The sequence below is a fragment of the Trinickia sp. genome (genome assembly GCF_035492435.1).
GTDB lineage: Bacteria > Pseudomonadota > Gammaproteobacteria > Burkholderiales > Burkholderiaceae > Trinickia.
This window is the reverse complement of sequence record NZ_DATJJF010000075.1, coordinates 1-17,505: the sequence shown is the minus strand read 5'-3', so window position 1 is coordinate 17,505 and position 17,505 is coordinate 1. Positions and strand designations below refer to the sequence as shown.

Sequence of the window (17,505 nt, the reverse complement as noted above, 5' to 3'; positions counted from 1 at the left end):
AACTGACCAAGAAACTCATCGACCTCATCCAGACTCGGTTCTTCCTCGATCAGCTTGCGTACGTTTTCGCGAAAGCGTGCCGCCATCTCACCGTCGATAAAGATCTCGCGCTGGGTGTTCTTATCCACGATCTCATAGCCGCCGGCGTTCATCGCAAGATGGTCAGCCTGAGGCGCGAACTCGACGACGCAGTAGTTGGCGCTGTTGTAGATCATTTGCATGGCGACACTCCTTATTCCGATGGCTTTTGGCCGTTTCCGCCCTGTAATTGGAGCGTGTGTGTGGAATTTCAAGGGGTGGGACTTAAACGATGCTTAAACCTCCCAGCAAATGGCGCAAAAAGCAAACCTCAAGCGAAGCAAACCTGAAGCGCGGTTTCTATAGATTAGACGCTTTCCACGCAAAACGTTGGAGGTGTGGAAAAACATCGACGTTTATCTGTGCGCCCCGACACCTTTCTTCATATATTGGGTTTATGGTTCGATACGCGTCGGCGGTGCGGTGGCGTCCGTTGCACTATCCTTTGAGGCAGAGGGCGCATTTTTCACGCCCGTAGGGACGAGTGCGCCGCTCCAGACAAGCTCTATCTGCGTACCGTTCGGCTCCGTTTGCATGATCCGCACCGGCAGCCAACCGAGCGCGGGAGCGAGCCACACGTCGAGGCGACGGGCGTCGCCCGCGTGACGCGGCAACCGCATGAAACGGCGCGCCTCGACAAAGCCGGCCGGGGCGCTGACGGTTTCATCGCCCATCGCCTCCATCGGCCAAGTCTCGCCGCTGTCGTTATCGGCGACGTAGAAGTTGCGGGTCACGCCCGGCTTATAGGCCTCGGGGTCGCCCCGCACGAGGCTTGCCAACTGCATCACCACACTGAAGCGATCCTGAGCACCGTCGGGCAGCGCAATCGTTACCGGCGTGCGGGTAAAAGCGATGTGCCGGGTTTCGCGATCGAACGTCGTGACGTTTTGACCGCGGCGCCCGCGTGTTTCGACGTAGCGCTGCGGGGCGAGTCCGAATGCGTCGATGCGACCTTCGCTTTCATACCTGAACTCACCAACAAACGGCAATGGAATCGATATGACCATCGCGTAGCCGACGCCGTCGCTCGCCCAGTGGATCGTGCTTGGCGCATTGCGCATGCCGTTGTAAAAAGTGTCGTATCGCAAATCGCCGGACGGCGGCGCCGCAAATTTGAGGCCCTGCCTTGGCGGGCCGCTCGTGCCGGCGCCGGCGCCGGCGTTTTCGGCATTGCCGCCAGCACGCGCGCCGTCGAGCGCGGCTGCATTGCCGCTTGGGCCTATGGGGGCCGAGGCGGAAACGGGTGCTGAAGCAGACATCGAGGTGGCGTCGCGCGGGGACGGTACGGCCGCAGGCGCCTTTGGCGTCACCGATTGCAGCACTGGCGCCGGCGTGGCGGCGTGTCGCGCTGCGTTTTCTCCCGGGGCTGGCGCGGGTCGGGCGCGGTCTGCTGCGGGTGGGGTCGGCCGCGCTTTGGGGACACGGGGCGGTGGATGAGACGTGGCGCTTGGCGCTTGCTCGATACGCTCGGGTTGCAGAAGTTGCACTTGGACCGGTGGTTTCTCGGCGGGAGGCGGGAAAGGTTTTCGCTCGCGCGCGATCCAGGCCGCCACGGTGGCGTGCAAGACCAGCACGATCGCCAGGACGACGCTCCAGCGCAGCACGTGCGGGCGGGGCGCTGAGCCATCGAGGCGCGTGTGGGCGGCAGATGAAGGGGGACCAAGCGGCATGGCGAAGGGACGGTAAACCACCGGAAAACGAGCAAAGCGGAAAACAAGCCTGCCTATCTTCTTTGGCAGGCCGAGAGCGCCCATAGGGCAACACCGTGCATCGCAGCGTCGCTGCCGGACAATTCGACCAAGGCGTGCCGACGGATGTTCCGCCGATGCCGCCGCTGCAGTCTGGCCTTGTAAAGACGCACTGTAGCCTAGCTTGCAGATGTAAGCGTATGACCACATGCGACAGCACAGGGCAATATCGACCCAACGCGGCGACCCAGCGAGGGGACATTCCGTCGACCAGCCGGCCCACAACGCAAGTAGGGAGGGCGCGTCAACATGGCATCGTAAAATAGTTCGCTTCCCTGTTCATTGCACCGCATGCCGCTATGAAACTTGCCACCCTGAAGGACGGTTCGCGCGACGGTCAGCTCATCGTCGTATCCCGCGATTTACGTACGGCCGCCATTGCTGACGCCATCGCGCCGACGCTCCAGCGCTCGCTCGACGACTGGCCCTTTTACGCGCCACAGCTCGCCGAGCTTTACGCAGCGCTGAACCAGGGCCATGCGCGTCACACATTCCCGTTCGTCGCAAAAAACTGCATGGCGCCGCTGCCGCGCGCGTTTCAGTGGGCAGACGGGTCAGCTTACCTGAACCATGTCGAGTTGGTGCGTCGTGCGCGAGGCGCCGAAATGCCGCCCGAACTGTCGACCGATCCGCTCATGTACCAGGGGGGCAGCGACGATTTCTTGGGGCCCTGCGACGACATCGTCTGCCGTTCCGAAGCATTCGGGATCGACTTCGAGGCCGAAGTGGCTGTCATCACGGGGGACGTGCCGATGGGGACATCGCCTGAAGCGGCATTGCGAGGGATTCGTCTGGTGATGCTGGCCAATGACGTCTCATTGCGCAACTTGATCCCGGGTGAACTCGCAAAAGGGTTCGGTTTTTTTCAGAGCAAGCCCGCGACAGCCTTCTCGCCGGTAGCCGTCACGCCCGACGAACTAGGCGACAATTGGCGCGAAGGGCGTCTGCACCGCCCGGTGGTCGTCCATTGGAACGGCAAAAAGGTCGGCCAGCCGGACGCCGGCGTCGACATGGCGTTTCATTTTGGCCAATTGATTGCGCACGCGGCGAAAACGCGCAACGTCCGTGCGGGCTCGATCGTCGGGTCCGGCACAGTGTCGAACCGCGAAGCGGCGCGCGGATTTTGCTGCATCGCCGAGAAGCGTTGCCTGGAAACCCTCGCCGACGGCGCGCCGAAGACGGACTTCATGCAATACGGCGACACGGTCCAGATCGAAATGTTCGACGAGGGCGGCAGGTCGATTTTCGGTGCAATCGAGCAGAGCGTCGCACCGCTGGCCGTTGCCGGCTGATCGATTCGCACTGACCAGAGTGGTCGACAGTGGTTTGTCCGGCCGCGCCGGGTTTCGCCCAATGCGCCAGTCGCGCACGCGGGCCTACACTGGCAAGGCGGCCCCCCGATTTTTCAAGCGAGGCTAGACGCACATGACCAATACCGGTGGCGACAAAATGCCATTCGCAGGTTTTCCGGGCTTTCCGCCTGCTGAAATGCTCGACAAGATGTGGGACATGATGCGGCTCGCGCCATTCGGGGCGTCCTTCCCCGGCATGCCGGGCGCGGCACCTGGACTGAGTTCGCCGCTTTCGGCGATGTCGGACCTCGTTGCGCCGCTGATGAACGTCGAGGAACTGGACAAGCGCATCACTGACCTCCGTGCTGTCGAGCAATGGCTGAAGCTCAATCTCAACATGCTGCAATCGTCGATCCAGGCGCTCGAAGTCCAGCGCTCCACGCTTGCAACACTGCGCGCATTCGGCGCGTTCGCGCAGGCATCGATGATGCAGCCTGGTCAGAGCGGTACCAGCCCGCAACCGCAGGGCACGGCGTCGTCAGGCTCCTCTGGGGCCAAGGGGTGGGCGGCGAAACCGGCTGAGCGCGAGGCGGCAAGCAGTGCCACCGCAACGGCATCGCACGAGCCTGCCGGTGACGAGGCCAAGGAGCCTGGTGCGGGGGCCGGTGCGACACCGGACGCGGCACCGTTCGATCCATCGGCCTGGTGGAATCTACTTCAATCGCAATTCAATCAGCTGGCTGCACTCGCCATGGCGCAGCCGGGCGCGGCGGCCGGGGCGCAGGGGCCGCAGGCAGGGCCGGGAGCCGCAGCCGCCGGCACCGGTGCCGGTGCCGGTGCCGGCGGCGAAGCGGCCACGCAGAGGCCGGCGCCTAAACGTTCCGCGCCACAAAAGCCGGCCGGCAAGACGTCAGGCCCGTGAAGGGGCGCCGGGACACCCCCCGGCGAGGCAGGCGAAGCCGCTGACACAGGCGACGGCGAATCGACCCGTTCGCAGCAGCGCTGATCAAGCTGAGGTACCGGGATCCGTAGCGCACGGAGCGCTAAGGCGTGCCGAACCGATCCGACCGATGGGGCGTGCGCTTTTTGCAAACATTCGCGTGCTATCATTTCAAAGATTTCGAGTTGTGGACGAACGCCGAAAAAAAATGATCGCGGCAGTCCGTTGTGCCGCCGTCCACCGGAATGCGAAAGGGAGAGGCTCGGCGCCTTGGGGAAAAAAACGCGCTCGAACTCATCGCGACCGACATCGCCGGCGAATATCTCGTCGCCGAGCGGGCGGGTTGCCGGATCGGCGCAGTATGGAACGCGATCGATCCGCGACGGCCGTCACTGCCGCAATCACCAGGTTTCGCTGCGTGTGTGCGCCTATTGGTGCGGCAGCAGCAATAGTTGAGGACACACAACACGCAATGAGCAGAACAGGGGTGGCACGATGAACACCATGCTTTATCCGGAACTTTACAAATCGCTCGAATCCGTCCGTTGGGACATGGAGAAGGATATTCCCTGGGACACGTTCGATGCGTCGCTGCTCACCGACGATCAGGCGAAGACAATCAAAATGAACGCGATCACCGAGTGGGCTGCATTGCCCGCTACGGAGATGTTCCTGCGTGACAACCGGCACGACAGCGATTTCTCCGCGTTCATGAGCGTGTGGTTCTTCGAAGAACAGAAGCACTCGCTCGTGCTGATGGAGTACTTGCGGCGCTTCAGGCCTGATCTGGTGCCGACGGAGGAAGAACTGCACGCGGTGCGGTTCGAGTTCGATCCGGCTCCGCCGCTCGAAACGCTGATGCTGCATTTCTGCGGCGAGATCCGTCTGAACCACTGGTATCGTCGCGCGGCCGAGTGGCACACGGAACCCGTCATCAAGCACATTTACGAAACGATTTCGCGCGACGAGGCTCGCCATGGCGGCGCTTATCTGCGCTACATGAAGAAGGCGCTGATCAATTGTGGCGACGCGGCGCGTGCGGCTTTTGCGAAAATCGGCGTCTTGATGGCATCGGCGCGGCGCACGGAACAAGCGCTGCACCCGACGAACCTGCACGTCAATCGCCAGTTGTTCCCGCGCGATACGGTTCAGTCGCGCTTGCCCGATCCGGAGTGGCTGGAGCGCTGGCTCGACGAGCAGATCCGGTTCGACGACGGCTGGGAGAACAAGGTGGTCGAGCGCATCTTGCACAATCTGTCGGTGCTCTTCGAGCGCACGTTCACGACGGCGCAAGAGCTCAATCGGTATCGCAAGGAAATTACGGTGAGGCTGCAGGCGCAGCAAGGCTCGGCCGGCGGCGCTCAGCCCGCTTAAGAGCCCGCACAAGAGCCGCGTCAGGCAGGCGCGGCGATGCGCATCGTGCATCATCATGGCCCGCTGGATGGAGGAGTCGTTTCCAACGTTCCACCACCGGCGGGTTTTTTCTGTCTTTGTCAGCAGCGCGGCCTTGCGTTTTCAGCGTCCGCTTCTTCAGTTTTTTCGCTTTCGCGAGCCCCTTGCGCCATGAGTGCCCTCTTCGAACGCAAAATAATCACCCGCGAAGCGCTCGCCGCGCACCGTGCGTCGATGGCTGCGCCCGTCGTCTTCACCAACGGCGTCTTCGACATTCTCCATCGCGGGCACGTCACCTACCTCGCGCAAGCGCGCGCGCTCGGCGCCTGTCTCATCGTCGGCGTCAATAGCGACACGTCGGTCCGCATGCTCGGCAAGGGGGACGACCGTCCGATCAATTGTGACGAGGACCGCATGGCATTGCTCGCGGCGCTTGAGTGCGTCGATTGGGTCGTGCGCTTCGAGGAGAAGACGCCCGTCGATCTCATCGCCGCTTTGCGTCCGGATATCCTCGTGAAGGGCGGCGACTACGATATGGACGCACTGCCTGAGTCAGCGCTCGTGCGAAGCTGGGGCGGACGTGCGCTCGCCATTGCGTTCGAGCATGAGCGTTCGACGACGGCATTGCTCAAGAAGGTGCGCACACATCGCGTGTGAGTGGCGTCGGCTGCACGGTTCGCCGCCGTCGGCAAGCCATCAATGCGGCTCGAGAATCGAGACTGCTAATTCGCAAGCGGCGAAGTGGTGACTGCCGGCTCGGGCGCGGCCTTGCCCACGACGGGCTGGTCGCTCGCCTCGGCAGCCGTGATCGGCCGCGTCTTCAGCCATTCGGGATGGATCTGGTGGTTCAGGTGGTCGGGTTCGCGCAGCCCTGACGCCGGCAGCGACCCGAGCGTGCCGCTCGCGAGCCCCAAAGCAGCCAGATTGGCAAGCACGAGAATGACGATCAGCCAGCGCAACATCGTGGACCTCTCCCTCATTCGTTCAAAGCGATAAAGCGCGCATCTGCCGCAACGTCCGGCGACGGCCGGCAAATGCGTACGCGACGGGTGTTCGCCGCAACGGCATCGAAATCAGATCGCCTCTTGTGCTGCGATCAAGGCAAGCCCCGAAAGTACCAGCCCGTCATGACGCGTAAAGGGCACGGTCAAGGCGTGTGCCACCTCGTCGGCGGCGCCGCCGCCAATGACAAGCCTGACGGACGCATGCCAGGCTCGCGAGAGCTCATGCCATGCACGCTCGACGAGCCCCGTCTGCGCCAGCAGCGATCCGGCCGAAATGGCCTGCGACGTTTCGGTGACGAACCACTGGCGCTCGCATGCGCCTTCCGTCAGCTCACGCGCCGAATCGGCGGCCAGAATGGGCAATTGTGCCGTATGCTCGCCCAATGAGCGCATCATCAGGGTCCAGCCGGGTGCGATGAGGCCGCCCGCAAACGTCCCATCCGCTTTGAGCGCCTCAAGCGTCGTGGCTGTGCCGAACGTCGCAATCAACACATCTTCGCCGGGAAACGCCGCATGAGCGCCGATAAGGGAGGCCCAACGGTCGCTGCCCAGGCGCCCAGGCTCGCGATAGCTGTTCGTGACGCCGCACTGCCGCTCGCACGCGCGGATCGTCGTGCGTGGGAGGGTCGGCCAATGGTGCTCGATCAGCGCGTCAATCCTGGCGAGCACGGCGTCGCCCGCTACGTTGGAGATCCAGGCGCTGTCGGGGCGCGGCAGCAGGGCCCAATCGGGCGGCGCGCCGAAGTCCATCAATTCGCCGCGCGGCGCATCGGCATGTGCAAAAGCCCCTTGCTGCGAAAAAACGCCGGGACCCTCGGCCAGCGCCCACTTGATGCGGCTGTTGCCAGCATCGATGAGCAGAAACGGTGGCTTCATAACGCGTCCCGCTCGGGCAACGGCGGCTCGCCGAGGCGCAGGGAAACGTCGCCGGTTGTGATCGATGTCACGCCGTTCTCCGTGGCGATGCGCAACTGCCCCGACTCGTCCACGCCCAAGGCCGTGCCCCGCGCGAGCTCGTTGCCTTGCTCGATCAACACAACTTCACGCCCGGCGAAGACGTGGCAGTCATCCCAGCGCGCACGCAACGGCGCGAAGCCTTCGATCGAAAAACGTTCAAGGGCAGGGACGAGCGCCGCGAGCACCGCGGCAAGCGCGTCCGTTAGGTTGGTCCCGGGCAGCACGCGCTCGAGCGCCGCCGGCGGCGTCGGGCGCGCGAGCGTGACCGGCGCTTGTGCGCGGGCGGCGGCAAGTTCGGCGGCGAGTGTTGCGTCTTCGTGCAGGTTCAGGCCAATGCCGATGACGGCCGCGGTTGCGTCAGGGGTGCTCCAGGCCGTTTCGATGAGAATGCCGGCGAGTTTCGCGTCGTCGAGCAGCACGTCGTTCGGCCATTTGAGGCCGATGCGCGCCGAGTCGCGCGGCGCCATCCCCGGCAACGCCCGCAGCGCCTCGACAAGCGCGAGGCCGACCGCGAGACTCATGCCGGCCAGGCCCGCGAGCGGGCGCGGCAGCACATACGCTAGCGAAAACATCAGAGCACGGCCCGGCTGAGCGTGCCAGCTGCGCCCTTGGCGGCCGCGTCCTGCCGTCTGACGGTAGGCTGCGCGCACCGCGTGGATGCCGGGTGTGGCGCCGTTACGCGCCAAGGCCTTCATGCGCTGCATGAGGTCGGTATTCGTCGAGCCCGTTTCGTCGACGATCTCGAGCGCAGAGGCGGGTATTGTCGGGACGACCCGGCTTAGCGCGCGCGCCGGGTCGATGCGCCAGTCGGCCGCGTCAACGGGAGCGTTGCCGCCGGCGCGAGAGGGCGTCGGCGCAGGAGTGGCGGTATCGGTCATGCGGGGTATTGTAGCGGCCGCGCGCGCGGGACCCCACATCAAGCGATGCGGTCGAGCGCTCGACTGGCTAAAATGGCCGCACATCCACGTTCATGGGCGCGCACCTTGGACTTCGATACTCCACCCGGCCTCGTCATCGCCTCCGGCAGCCCGGGGCCGCTCGTCCGGCTGTCGGGGCAGTGGACGGCCCTCGCCCTCGCACGCGACCGCGACAGGGGCGGCGCGACGATGCGGCTCGCGTCGCTGAGGGGCGATACGTCAGCGTATTGGGATCTGCGTGCCGTCGAGCGCATGGACCATGTCGGCGGCCAGGCGTTGTGGCGCGTCTGGGGCCAGATGATGCCCGAGCGGATCGTGCTCACTGATACGCAGCGCGACATCTTCGCGCGCATCGCTCTGCTCGAGACGCATCGCGATGCACCCGCACCCGTCAAGCGGATAGATCCCGTGACGGCGCTCGGGTTGGCCATCTTTGGCTTCTTTGGTCATATCTACGACGGCATCGCGCTACTGGGGCGAGTCATGCTCGACGCGTTGAGCGTCATTCGCCGTCCGGCGGGTGGGCCGTGGACGGAGCTGTCGGCCAACATCTACAGTGCCGGCGCCAAAGCGCTGCCGATCACGGCGCTCGCCGCCTTTCTCATCGGGATCGTGCTCAGCTACCTGTCAGGGCAGCAGCTACGCCTCTTCGGGGCGAATCAGTTCATCATCAACATCCTCGGATTTGCGGTAATTCGCGAGCTTGGGCCCGTGCTCTCCGCGATACTCGTCGCGGGCCGCTCGGGCTCCGCGATCACGGCCCAGATCGGCGTGATGCGTGTGACCGAAGAACTCGATGCGATGCGCGTCATGGGCATCCCGCACGGGTTGCGCATCGTCTTGCCGCGCGTCGTCGCGCTCAGTATTGCCATGCCGTTGCTCGTGATGTCGACCAACGTCGTCGCGCTGGTGGGGGGCGCGCTTGCCGCGAAGGCGGTGCTCGGCATCGATATTGCGTACTTCCTGCGCAGCCTGCCTTCTGTCGTGCCTATCGCGAATCTTTATATCGGTCTCGGCAAGGGCATTACGTTCGGCGTTCTGATCGGCCTAGTCGCGTGCCACTTCGGTTTTCGTATCAAGCCGAACTCACAAAGCCTGGGCAAGGGGACGACCTCCTCCGTGGTGACGTCGATCACCGTCGTCATTTTTGCCGATGCTGTGTTCGCCATCCTCTTTCAAAATGTGGGGCTCAAATGACCTCGCCGCTTTCCGCAGTCGTGCGCGACTGCCCGCCACCGGTGATCGCCGAGAAGGTGATCGAAGTGCGTAACCTGACGAAGCGCTACGGCAGCAATATCGTGCACGAGCATCTGGATTTTGACGTGAGACGGGGTGAGATCGTCTCGATTGTGGGGGGCTCCGGCTCGGGAAAGACGGCGCTGGTGAGGCAGATTCTCGCCCTCGAGCGGCCGAGTTCCGGCTCGATCGCCGTGTTCGGCGAGGATATTTCGGAGATCGAGCCGAACGCCGCCCGAGTCATGCGAAGCCGCGTCGGCATGCTCTTCCAGGAAGGCGCGCTTTTTTCATCGCTCTCGGTGTTCGACAACATCGCCCAGCCCGTTCGCGAGCTCGGACGGGTGCCGCGCCGGCTGCTGCACGACATCGTGATGCTCAAGCTCGAGATGGTGGGGCTGCCCTGCAAGCATGCATCGAAAATGCCGGCCGCCCTGTCAGGCGGCATGGTGAAGCGCGTCGGCATTGCGCGTGCGCTCGCGCTCGAGCCCGAGCTGCTCTTTCTCGATGAGCCGACGGCCGGGCTCGACCCGCAATCATCGGAAGAATTCGTCGACCTTATCGCCACGCTGCATCGTGCCTTGGGGCTGACTGTCGTCATGGTCACCCACGATCTCGATACGATGACGGCGCTCTCGACACGTGTGGCTGTCATCGCGGATCGGAGGGTCGTCGTAGCCGCGCCGATTGAGGAAGCGGCCGGCATCGAGCACCCGTTCATCCGCGAATTTTTTCTTGGACGGCGTGGCCGCAGAGCCCTCCAGGCACTGCCGCCCGAGCGCCGCGCGAAGCTCCCGCTCGCCGCACTCGCCTCGGCATCGGCGGAGGTTTCGCTATGACCAAGCATGACGCACCGACGTATGGCCGATTCAAGTTGCCCGATTGAGGAGAGGGCGCGGCAAGTGGTGGCGTAGGGGCCGCGAAGGAGCGGGGGCATCGCGTCCCGCACGACGGTCATAGACGCTCAAAACTGTGTACTGAACGACGCACACGGTCACTTCACCCGTGGGCGAACAGATCGGGCAACGGGAAACCGCGAATGGAAAACAAATCGCATGCCTTTTGGGTCGGGCTTTTTTCCATCGGATTGATGCTTGCCATCGCGCTCACCATTTTCTGGTTCAGTATCGATCGGGCTGTGCGCGTGCCCTATGACCTTATCGCGCACACGAGCGTAACGGGACTGACGACAGATGCCCCTGTTCGCTATCGCGGTCTCGACATCGGCAAAGTGGCGTCGATTCGCTTCGATCGCTCGCATCAGGGGCAGATCATCATCCGCATTCTCGTGGACAAGGGCGCGCCGATTACTCACTCGACGTTTGGCGGCCTTGCATTTCAGGGCTTAACGGGACTGGCGTTCATCCAGCTCGATGACAGCGGGACCAATACAGAGCCGCTGGCTTCGTCGGCCAACGCCGTCGCGCAGCTGCCGTTGCAGCCGGGTTTCTTCGATCAGCTGCAGGAGCGTGGCGACGTGTTGCTGCGGGAGTTTCAGCGCGTTGCGACCCGTGCAGACGCGATGTTGTCGCCGGAAATGCAAACGCAGTTGATGGCAACCGTAGCGAGTCTGCAGCGCACCGCCGATGCGGTGACGACGCTCGCGCAGCAAGCCGGGCCAACTGCGAAAGCGCTGCCCGGTGCGCTTGCCGATCTAAAGCGCGCGCTCGGGGCGGCCGATGCGCTGCTCACGAACCTCAACGCGCCGGGCGGTCCGCTTTTCGTGAATCTCGACAAAGTGGGCACGGCTGCCGACCGCGCGAGTGTGGCGCTCGTGCAGATGAACGCGTCGATCGATGGCATATCGCAGCGCCTTGCCTACGAGACGCTGCCGCGCGTCAACGCGCTGACTGCCGATGTAAGCGATGCCGCGCGCTCGTTCGATCGCGCGGCATCCGTATTCAGTTCGAGCCCGAGAAGCGTGCTCTTCGGCGTCGGCCCTGCGGCGCCGGGGCCCGGCGAGCCTGGATTCGCATGGCCCGCTGCAGCGCCGGCATCGCACTCGGCATCGCGCTAGACGGGCCAGCCCAATCGAAAGCCGACTCACTTGCAAGGAAATCGATTCATGCGAAGCCCGATCGACCTTCACGCCCCGTCGGCTACACAAAAGCCGCATTTTTCTGGCCGCGGCGCGGCGGTGCGCATATGGCGCCCGCTGCCCATGATCGGCGCTCTACTGGCCGTTCTCGCGACTCTCGGCTGCGCCGTTGGCACGCCGTCTGCCGACAACGATTTCCGTTACGACCTCGGCCCGGCGCAGGCGCAAGCTACCTTGACGCAAGGCGATCCGCAGCCTGCGGTGCGGGTTTTCGACGTGCGCGCGCCTCGCGCGCTCGATAGCAATGCCATCATCTATCGCTTGAATTATGTCGATCCGCGCCGCGCGGCCGCATACGCGCACAGTCACTGGACGATGCCTCCGGCACTGCTGCTGACGCAACGTCTGCGTGCTGCGCTGTCGGCGCAAGGCACGGTGGCAGCGCCTGGCGCAGCCGTTCTCGGGCCGCTGTTGACGGTCGATCTAGATGAGTTCGAACAGGTATTCGATGCTGAAGGCCAGAGCCACGGGGCACTGACTGCGCGCGCGACGCTGACCCGAAATGGGCAGGTGATGGCGCAGCGCACGTTCGTCGCGCGTGCACCTTCCGAGATGCCGAACGCGGCGGGCGGGGTGGGGGCGCTGGCGGTGGCAAGCGATGACTTCATCGCACAGCTGATTGCTTGGCTCGACATTCAGGCGTCCGTTGCGGCGCGTTAATGCGAGGAAGCTTTCGCGCATCTCACACAAGCGGCCGAAAACCGTGACCGCACCGGCGCCGGCATCTTTTCGAGCGCCAAGCGGGCGACCGCGCTGCTCGCTATAATCGCCCGAACCATCGTGACCGATTTGTCGGTCAACGGTTCGTTCGAGTTGACATCCGGCGCGGGCGGCCTCCCATCGAACTGCGCCGCTGCATCTGTATCACCGCAGCAGTGAAGGGCCATGCGGCCAACGCACCGTCCAACCCACTAGATCATGGATTCCTTCTACAAGCACCACGTGTTTTTCTGTCTGAACCAGCGCGGACCCGATGCGGAGCGTCCCAGCTGTGCGAACTGCAACGCCGAGGCGTTGCAGGAATATGCCAAGATGCGCGTGAAGCAGCTCGGCCTCGCCGGCCCTGGCAAAGTGCGGATCAACAAGGCCGGCTGTCTCGACCGCTGCGAACAAGGGCCGGCGGTCGTCGTCTATCCCGAAGGCACTTGGTACACCTATGTCGACGAATCGGACATCGACGAGATCGTCGATTCGCATCTTGCCAACGGCAAGATCGTCGAACGCCTCCTGATCGATCGTTGATCGTTGTGCCGATTGAGAACTCGTGAATGAACGCCCAGACGAAAAAATTTCTGATCGACGGCCCGGTCGGCAAGATCGAGCTCGCCTTGGACCTGCCCGCCGGGACGCCGCGTGGCATGGCGCTCGTCGCGCATCCGCATCCGCTCTTTGGCGGCACGATGGACAACAAAGTCGCGCAGACCCTTGCGCGCTCCCTCGTGCAACTCGGCTATCTGACCTATCGGCCGAACTTCCGCGGAGTGGGCGAGACGGAGGGTGAGCACGACAATGGCATCGGTGAGCGCGACGATCTGCGCGCTGTCATCGAATACATGCGCGCGCAGCCGAGCCAAGCCGAGCTGCCGCTCGTACTGGCGGGCTTCTCGTTCGGCACGGCCGTGCTGTCGCACGTCGCGGCTTCGATGCGCGAGGCGGGCGAGCACATCGAGCGCATGGTGTTTGTCGGCACGGCGACAAGCCGCTGGGACGTCGCGCCCGTACCCGAGAACACGCTCCTGATCCACGGCGAGATCGACGAAACCGTGCCGCTCGCGGCGGTGCTCGAATGGGCGAGCCCGCAAGAGTTGCCCGTCGTCGTCATTCCTGGCGCCGAGCACTTTCTGCATCGCAAGCTGCACGTGTTGAAGCGCATCATCGTGGATGCCTGGAAGTAGGTCTGCACACGGCGGGAGCATGGCGCATCCTGTGCCGCGCGAGCGGGCAGGCCACCGGCGCAGAGAGACTGATGACGCGGTATTTTGCGGTGCCCTGCCGCTATAATGGACCCGACTTTTTTGCGCGAGCGCCGCGGCGAACGCGTCCTATGCCCGTTTAGTCGCTGTCTGTAGCAGCCAGCGGTGCCCGAAGTTCGGGCGGCGCCCAATGTCACGAAGGCGTCAAAACGGTGTCTGGGCGCTTTCGCCGGTTTGGAGACGCTCGCGTGAACCGACCGCATATGCCTGTGTCCAACGCTCGCTGTTCGCCGCCATACCTCGTTTGCTGGTTTTCTTCGCGTGTCGCGGCGCTGCACGCGTCGGCCGGGCGCACCCTCCGTCGCGCGCAGCACGCGCAAGCTCTCTTTCGCACGAACTGACTCACTCTATGCGCTCTTCTTTCTCCGGCCTTTTGCCTTCGATCTCGTCGATTTCATCGTTTGCGTCCCCCCTCGTTCCTCAGTCGATCGTTTCTCGCGCGCCGCTCGCCTTGGTAGCCGCCGCGACCATCGCCGCAGGCGTGAGCTATGCGCCCGTCGCCGCGGCGCAGGTGCCGCCGCCGGCGGTTTCGGCGCGCTCTTGGGTGCTCGTCGATGCGACGGCCAATCAGGTGCTGGCCTCGGGTAACGCCGACGAGCGCGTAGAGCCCGCATCGCTGACGAAACTCATGACGGCGTACCTCGTCTTCCAGGCGCTGCACGACAAGAAAATCTCGATGGACCAGGTGGTGACGCCTAGCGTGGCCGTGCGCCGGGTACGTAACGACGAATCGCGCACGTTCATCGAGGCGGAAAAGCCGGTGACAGTGCACGACCTCGTCTACGGCATGATCGTGCAATCGGGCAACGATGCGGCGATTGCACTCGCCGAGCTCGTTGGGGGCAGCGAGGCGCAGTTTACCGACATGATGAACGCGCAAGCGCAGAGGCTCGGCATGAAGGGGACGCACTATGCCGACGTGAACGGCATGCCCGACCCGCAGCACTACACGACGGCGGCCGATCTGGCGACGCTCTCGACCCACCTCATCCGCGACTTTCCCGAGTACTACAGCATCTTCTCGGTCAAGGAGTTCACGTATAACAACATCAAGCAGCCGAATCGCAATCGGCTGCTGTGGCTCGATCCCACGGTCGACGGCTTGAAGACGGGCCACACTCAGGCGGCCGGCTTCTGCCTGATCGCGTCGGCAAAGCGATCGCTGCCGGGCGTGCCCGACGCATCGCGCCGCATCGTGACGGTCATCATGGGCGAAGACAAGGAAAGCACGCGTGTGCAGGACGGCATGAAACTGCTGAACTACGGCTATAGCGCGTACGATACGGTACGTCTCTTCAAGGCCAACCAGCCGGTTCAGACGCCGCGCGTGTACAAGGGCGCGGCCGACGTTGTGACCGTGGGCGTAACGAGCGACCAGTACATTACCGTGCCGCGCGGCCTGGGTGAGAAGGTGAAGCCGCAGTTCACGCTGCGCTCGCCGCTGATTGCGCCGATTGCCGCAGGGCAGACGGTTGGCACCGCGCAGATCGTGGCCGACGGCAAGACGCTGACGCAGTTCCCGGTCGTCGCGCTGCAGCCGGTGCCGCAGGCGGGCATTACCGGCCGCGTCTGGGACTCGCTGATGCTGATGGTCGGCAAGAAGCAATGACGACAGAGTGATGGTGGAGCTAAGCCAATGAGCCCGGTGAATGAATCGCTGTTCGAGTTTCCTTGCGACTTTCCGATCAAGGTGATGGGCAAGTCGCACCCTGATTTTGCCGATTCCATCGTGACCGTCGTGCGTCAGTTCGATGCGAGCTTTGACGCCACGCGGGTGGAGCGACGGCAGTCAAGCGGCGGCAACTATGTCGGATTGACGGTGACGGTGCGCGCCGTAAGCCGCGAGCAGCTCGACGATATCTATCGTGCGCTGACCGGGCATCCGCTGGTGTCTGTCGTGCTTTGAAACGTGTGGTGTCCCGGCGGCCGCTGCGAAAAGCGGGCGCCGGGACTGCTAGAGCGCACGAATGGTACGGATGTGCCACGCGGGCGTTCGACACCTCGCATCAATCGCTGTCCGCCCGCGCAAGCGCCCCCCCTGCATCGACATTCCTCGCGCCCAAGCGAGCCTCCTCAAAGAGCGAGCGATACTGTTTGACCTCATCGAAGAGCCAAGTGCGGAACGCCTGCACGCGGGAGCTCGTGACGAGCGGCGGTGGACAGACAAAGTAGTAGTCCCACTGGGAGGGCGCATCGATATCGAAAAGGCGCACCAAGCGCCCCGCGATCAGTTGTTCGATGGCGATCGAACGACGCGCGAGCGCAATCCCTTGGCCATCTTCGGCTGCGAGCAGTAAGTTAGACGAATCGTCGAAGAGCACACCGCGCCGCGGCTCGGTAATTCCCGGCAGCCCCGCAGCGGCGAACCACGTTCCCCAAAGCTCGGAATCGGAGCGCAGCAACGGCGCGTGGGTCAAGTCCGCCGGGGTTTTAGGAAGCTGCCCGCCATTGAACGTAGGCGCGCAGACCGGAAAGATAACCTCCTCCAACAACGGCTCGACGTGCAAATCGGGGTAGTGGCCGCTGCCGTAGCGAATCGCCACATCTACGTCGTCGCGCGAAAAGTCGGCGAGGGCGCTCGTCGAAAGCAAATCCAGATTGATGTGCGGGTTGCGGTCGATGAAACGGCCGATGCGCGGCGTCATCCAGCGTGCCGAAAACGACGGCGACGACGACACGACAAGATGCCGCTCGCGCTCGGAACCCTGGACGTCGTGTGTCGCATCGGCGAGCGCCATCAACGCGGCGCGTACCGCTTTGGCGTAACGGCAGCCGGCCTCTGTCAGGCGCACACGCTTGCCGATGCGTGTGAAGAGCGCGACGCCGAGCTCCTCTTCGAGCGCGCGCAACTGGTGGCTCACGGCACCGTGCGTCACGAACAGTTCCTCAGCCGCTCGAGAGAAGCTCTCATGCCGGGCGGCGGCTTCAAACGTGCGCAGAGCGTTAAGCGCAGGCAATCGTCGGAGGTCCATTGTTAATCCTGCTCACATACGCGTGAGAATTGATCGTTTTGCGCCGAGGCGCGGCATGTCTACGATTCTAGACATCCAAGGCATCTTCTGTGAGGCGATCATGAGAGAGATTTCTTCAAGCGTCACGTTCGAGATCGAACCGCGTGAAACGGCTGCAATGATGATTGAGCACAGCACACGGCTGTCGGTGGAGGGGGCATCCGTCTGGGTGACGCGCAGCAACGACGTCGAGGATTACTGGCTCTGCCCCGGTGATTCGCTGCTGCTGCGGCGTGGCGAGCGGCTGTGGTTGAGCGTGGACGGAGACCGGTCGGCCCGGGTGGGATTTGTCGCGCCGCTTGCGCGCAGTGCTCTCGTGCGCGATGCCCTGGCAGCGGCGGCCGAACGACTCGGGTTGCGGTGGCGCGGCAGCTTGCGCGCGGTGTAAAGCTAACGTGAAGTGCGGACCGAAGGCGCCCGACGCCGCCGGTCCGAAGCCGGTTTTGAAAAAAATCTGCCCCATAGAGGAGGCACAGTCCCGCGAAACCAAAATTCAGAAAAATCTCGTCGCGGGTTGGTGAAATCGCGGCCGGATTGCGGACCACAGACGGCACTTGGTCGGTGAAAGGAGGCACAAGAAATGGGTGGCCCAAAACAGGGCCAAAAGCCACGCGTGCGCGCCTTCGCCGTAATGCCGGACCCGTTTCGGCGCCGCGAGTGCGAGGGTGAGCAGGGGATTGGCACAAAAAAGTCCGAGCCGCTTGATGCCAAGTGGCACACCGTGCGTTTGTGGTGCGTGCTTGGGGGAGGGGACGCCATTCCGGTAGACTATTGGCATTATGTGTGCCACGCCGCTCACCGAACCGCTCGCTGCGTCGTCGATTTCGATTGATGCACCACACGTCACCGTGGACGGGGCAAT

General features: G+C 63.8%; 19 protein-coding genes. 13 read left to right on the top strand and 6 right to left on the bottom strand.

The window, feature by feature from the left end:
* Both VL598_RS05405 and VL598_RS05400 read right to left on the bottom strand, forming a co-directional pair.
* The coding region (locus VL598_RS05405) for a BTH_I0359 family protein (protein WP_325325666.1) at positions 1-221 on the bottom strand (221 nt) is incomplete at its 3' end.
* A 252-nt stretch (positions 222-473) separates the two neighbouring features.
* Positions 474-1,337, bottom strand: a complete 864-nt coding sequence (locus VL598_RS05400) for a DUF3108 domain-containing protein (RefSeq protein ID WP_325325665.1) — start codon at positions 1,335-1,337, stop codon at positions 474-476.
* Positions 1,338-2,125: 788 nt separating this feature from the next.
* On the opposite strand from VL598_RS05400, the gene VL598_RS05395 reads away from it, so the two are divergent.
* The 4 genes from VL598_RS05395 to rfaE2 all read left to right on the top strand — a co-directional run bounded on the left by VL598_RS05395 (position 2,126) and on the right by rfaE2 (position 6,107).
* On the top strand, positions 2,126-3,118 hold the full coding sequence (locus tag VL598_RS05395) for a fumarylacetoacetate hydrolase family protein (RefSeq protein ID WP_325325664.1): 993 nt from the start codon (positions 2,126-2,128) through the stop codon (positions 3,116-3,118).
* A 133-nt stretch (positions 3,119-3,251) separates the two neighbouring features.
* Positions 3,252-4,040, top strand: a complete 789-nt coding sequence (locus tag VL598_RS05390) for a PhaM family polyhydroxyalkanoate granule multifunctional regulatory protein (RefSeq protein ID WP_325325663.1) — start codon at positions 3,252-3,254, stop codon at positions 4,038-4,040.
* A gap of 513 nt (positions 4,041-4,553) precedes the next feature.
* Entirely contained in the window at positions 4,554-5,432 is an 879-nt protein-coding gene (locus VL598_RS05385) for a ferritin-like domain-containing protein (RefSeq protein ID WP_325325662.1), read from the top strand.
* 189 nt (positions 5,433-5,621) lie between these two features.
* Positions 5,622-6,107, top strand: coding sequence for a D-glycero-beta-D-manno-heptose 1-phosphate adenylyltransferase (rfaE2, locus tag VL598_RS05380; RefSeq protein ID WP_325325661.1), 486 nt, complete (start codon positions 5,622-5,624; stop codon positions 6,105-6,107).
* Between the two features lie 65 nt (positions 6,108-6,172).
* On the opposite strand, the gene VL598_RS05375 is transcribed toward rfaE2, so the two are convergent.
* From VL598_RS05375 to VL598_RS05365, 3 genes are all read right to left on the bottom strand, one after another.
* Entirely contained in the window at positions 6,173-6,412 is a 240-nt protein-coding gene (locus VL598_RS05375; protein ID WP_325325660.1) for a hypothetical protein, read from the bottom strand.
* A gap of 111 nt (positions 6,413-6,523) precedes the next feature.
* Positions 6,524-7,330 carry a type III pantothenate kinase gene (locus VL598_RS05370; protein ID WP_325325659.1) on the bottom strand — a complete coding sequence of 269 codons (807 nt, stop codon included), beginning with the start codon at positions 7,328-7,330 and terminating at the stop codon, positions 6,524-6,526.
* Positions 7,327-8,289: a biotin--[acetyl-CoA-carboxylase] ligase gene (locus VL598_RS05365; RefSeq protein WP_325325658.1), complete on the bottom strand. Its 963-nt coding sequence runs from the start codon at positions 8,287-8,289 to the stop codon at positions 7,327-7,329. The genes VL598_RS05370 and VL598_RS05365 overlap by 4 nt, the downstream gene beginning before the upstream one ends.
* Positions 8,290-8,394: 105 nt before the next feature.
* On the opposite strand from VL598_RS05365, the gene VL598_RS05360 reads away from it, so the two are divergent.
* The 8 genes from VL598_RS05360 to VL598_RS05325 all read left to right on the top strand — a co-directional run bounded on the left by VL598_RS05360 (position 8,395) and on the right by VL598_RS05325 (position 15,538).
* Positions 8,395-9,525 (top strand): ABC transporter permease, encoded by a 1,131-nt coding sequence (locus tag VL598_RS05360; RefSeq protein ID WP_325325657.1) that lies wholly within the window; start codon positions 8,395-8,397, stop codon positions 9,523-9,525.
* Complete coding sequence (locus tag VL598_RS05355; RefSeq protein ID WP_325325656.1) at positions 9,522-10,400, top strand: ABC transporter ATP-binding protein; 879 nt, start codon at positions 9,522-9,524, stop codon at positions 10,398-10,400. The genes VL598_RS05360 and VL598_RS05355 overlap by 4 nt, the downstream gene beginning before the upstream one ends.
* A gap of 200 nt (positions 10,401-10,600) precedes the next feature.
* Positions 10,601-11,578 (top strand): MlaD family protein, encoded by a 978-nt coding sequence (locus tag VL598_RS05350; protein ID WP_325325655.1) that lies wholly within the window; start codon positions 10,601-10,603, stop codon positions 11,576-11,578.
* 144 nt (positions 11,579-11,722) lie between these two features.
* On the top strand, positions 11,723-12,319 hold the full coding sequence (locus tag VL598_RS05345) for an ABC-type transport auxiliary lipoprotein family protein (protein ID WP_414718660.1): 597 nt from the start codon (positions 11,723-11,725) through the stop codon (positions 12,317-12,319).
* A 258-nt stretch (positions 12,320-12,577) separates the two neighbouring features.
* Positions 12,578-12,901 (top strand): (2Fe-2S) ferredoxin domain-containing protein, encoded by a 324-nt coding sequence (locus VL598_RS05340; RefSeq protein ID WP_325325653.1) that lies wholly within the window; start codon positions 12,578-12,580, stop codon positions 12,899-12,901.
* Between the two features lie 26 nt (positions 12,902-12,927).
* Positions 12,928-13,554, top strand: coding sequence for an alpha/beta hydrolase (locus VL598_RS05335; RefSeq protein ID WP_325325652.1), 627 nt, complete (start codon positions 12,928-12,930; stop codon positions 13,552-13,554).
* A gap of 427 nt (positions 13,555-13,981) precedes the next feature.
* Positions 13,982-15,241: a D-alanyl-D-alanine carboxypeptidase family protein gene (locus VL598_RS05330; protein WP_325325651.1), complete on the top strand. Its 1,260-nt coding sequence runs from the start codon at positions 13,982-13,984 to the stop codon at positions 15,239-15,241.
* 27 nt (positions 15,242-15,268) lie between these two features.
* Complete coding sequence (locus VL598_RS05325) at positions 15,269-15,538, top strand: DUF493 family protein (protein WP_325325650.1); 270 nt, start codon at positions 15,269-15,271, stop codon at positions 15,536-15,538.
* Positions 15,539-15,638: 100 nt separating this feature from the next.
* On the opposite strand, the gene VL598_RS05320 is transcribed toward VL598_RS05325, so the two are convergent.
* Positions 15,639-16,604 (bottom strand): transcriptional regulator GcvA, encoded by a 966-nt coding sequence (locus VL598_RS05320; RefSeq protein ID WP_325325649.1) that lies wholly within the window; start codon positions 16,602-16,604, stop codon positions 15,639-15,641.
* 100 nt (positions 16,605-16,704) lie between these two features.
* Here VL598_RS05320 and VL598_RS05315 point away from each other — a divergent pair, with 100 nt between their 5' ends.
* Positions 16,705-17,031, top strand: a complete 327-nt coding sequence (locus tag VL598_RS05315) for a DUF2917 domain-containing protein (protein WP_325325667.1) — start codon at positions 16,705-16,707, stop codon at positions 17,029-17,031.
* Positions 17,032-17,505 lie beyond the last annotated feature (474 nt).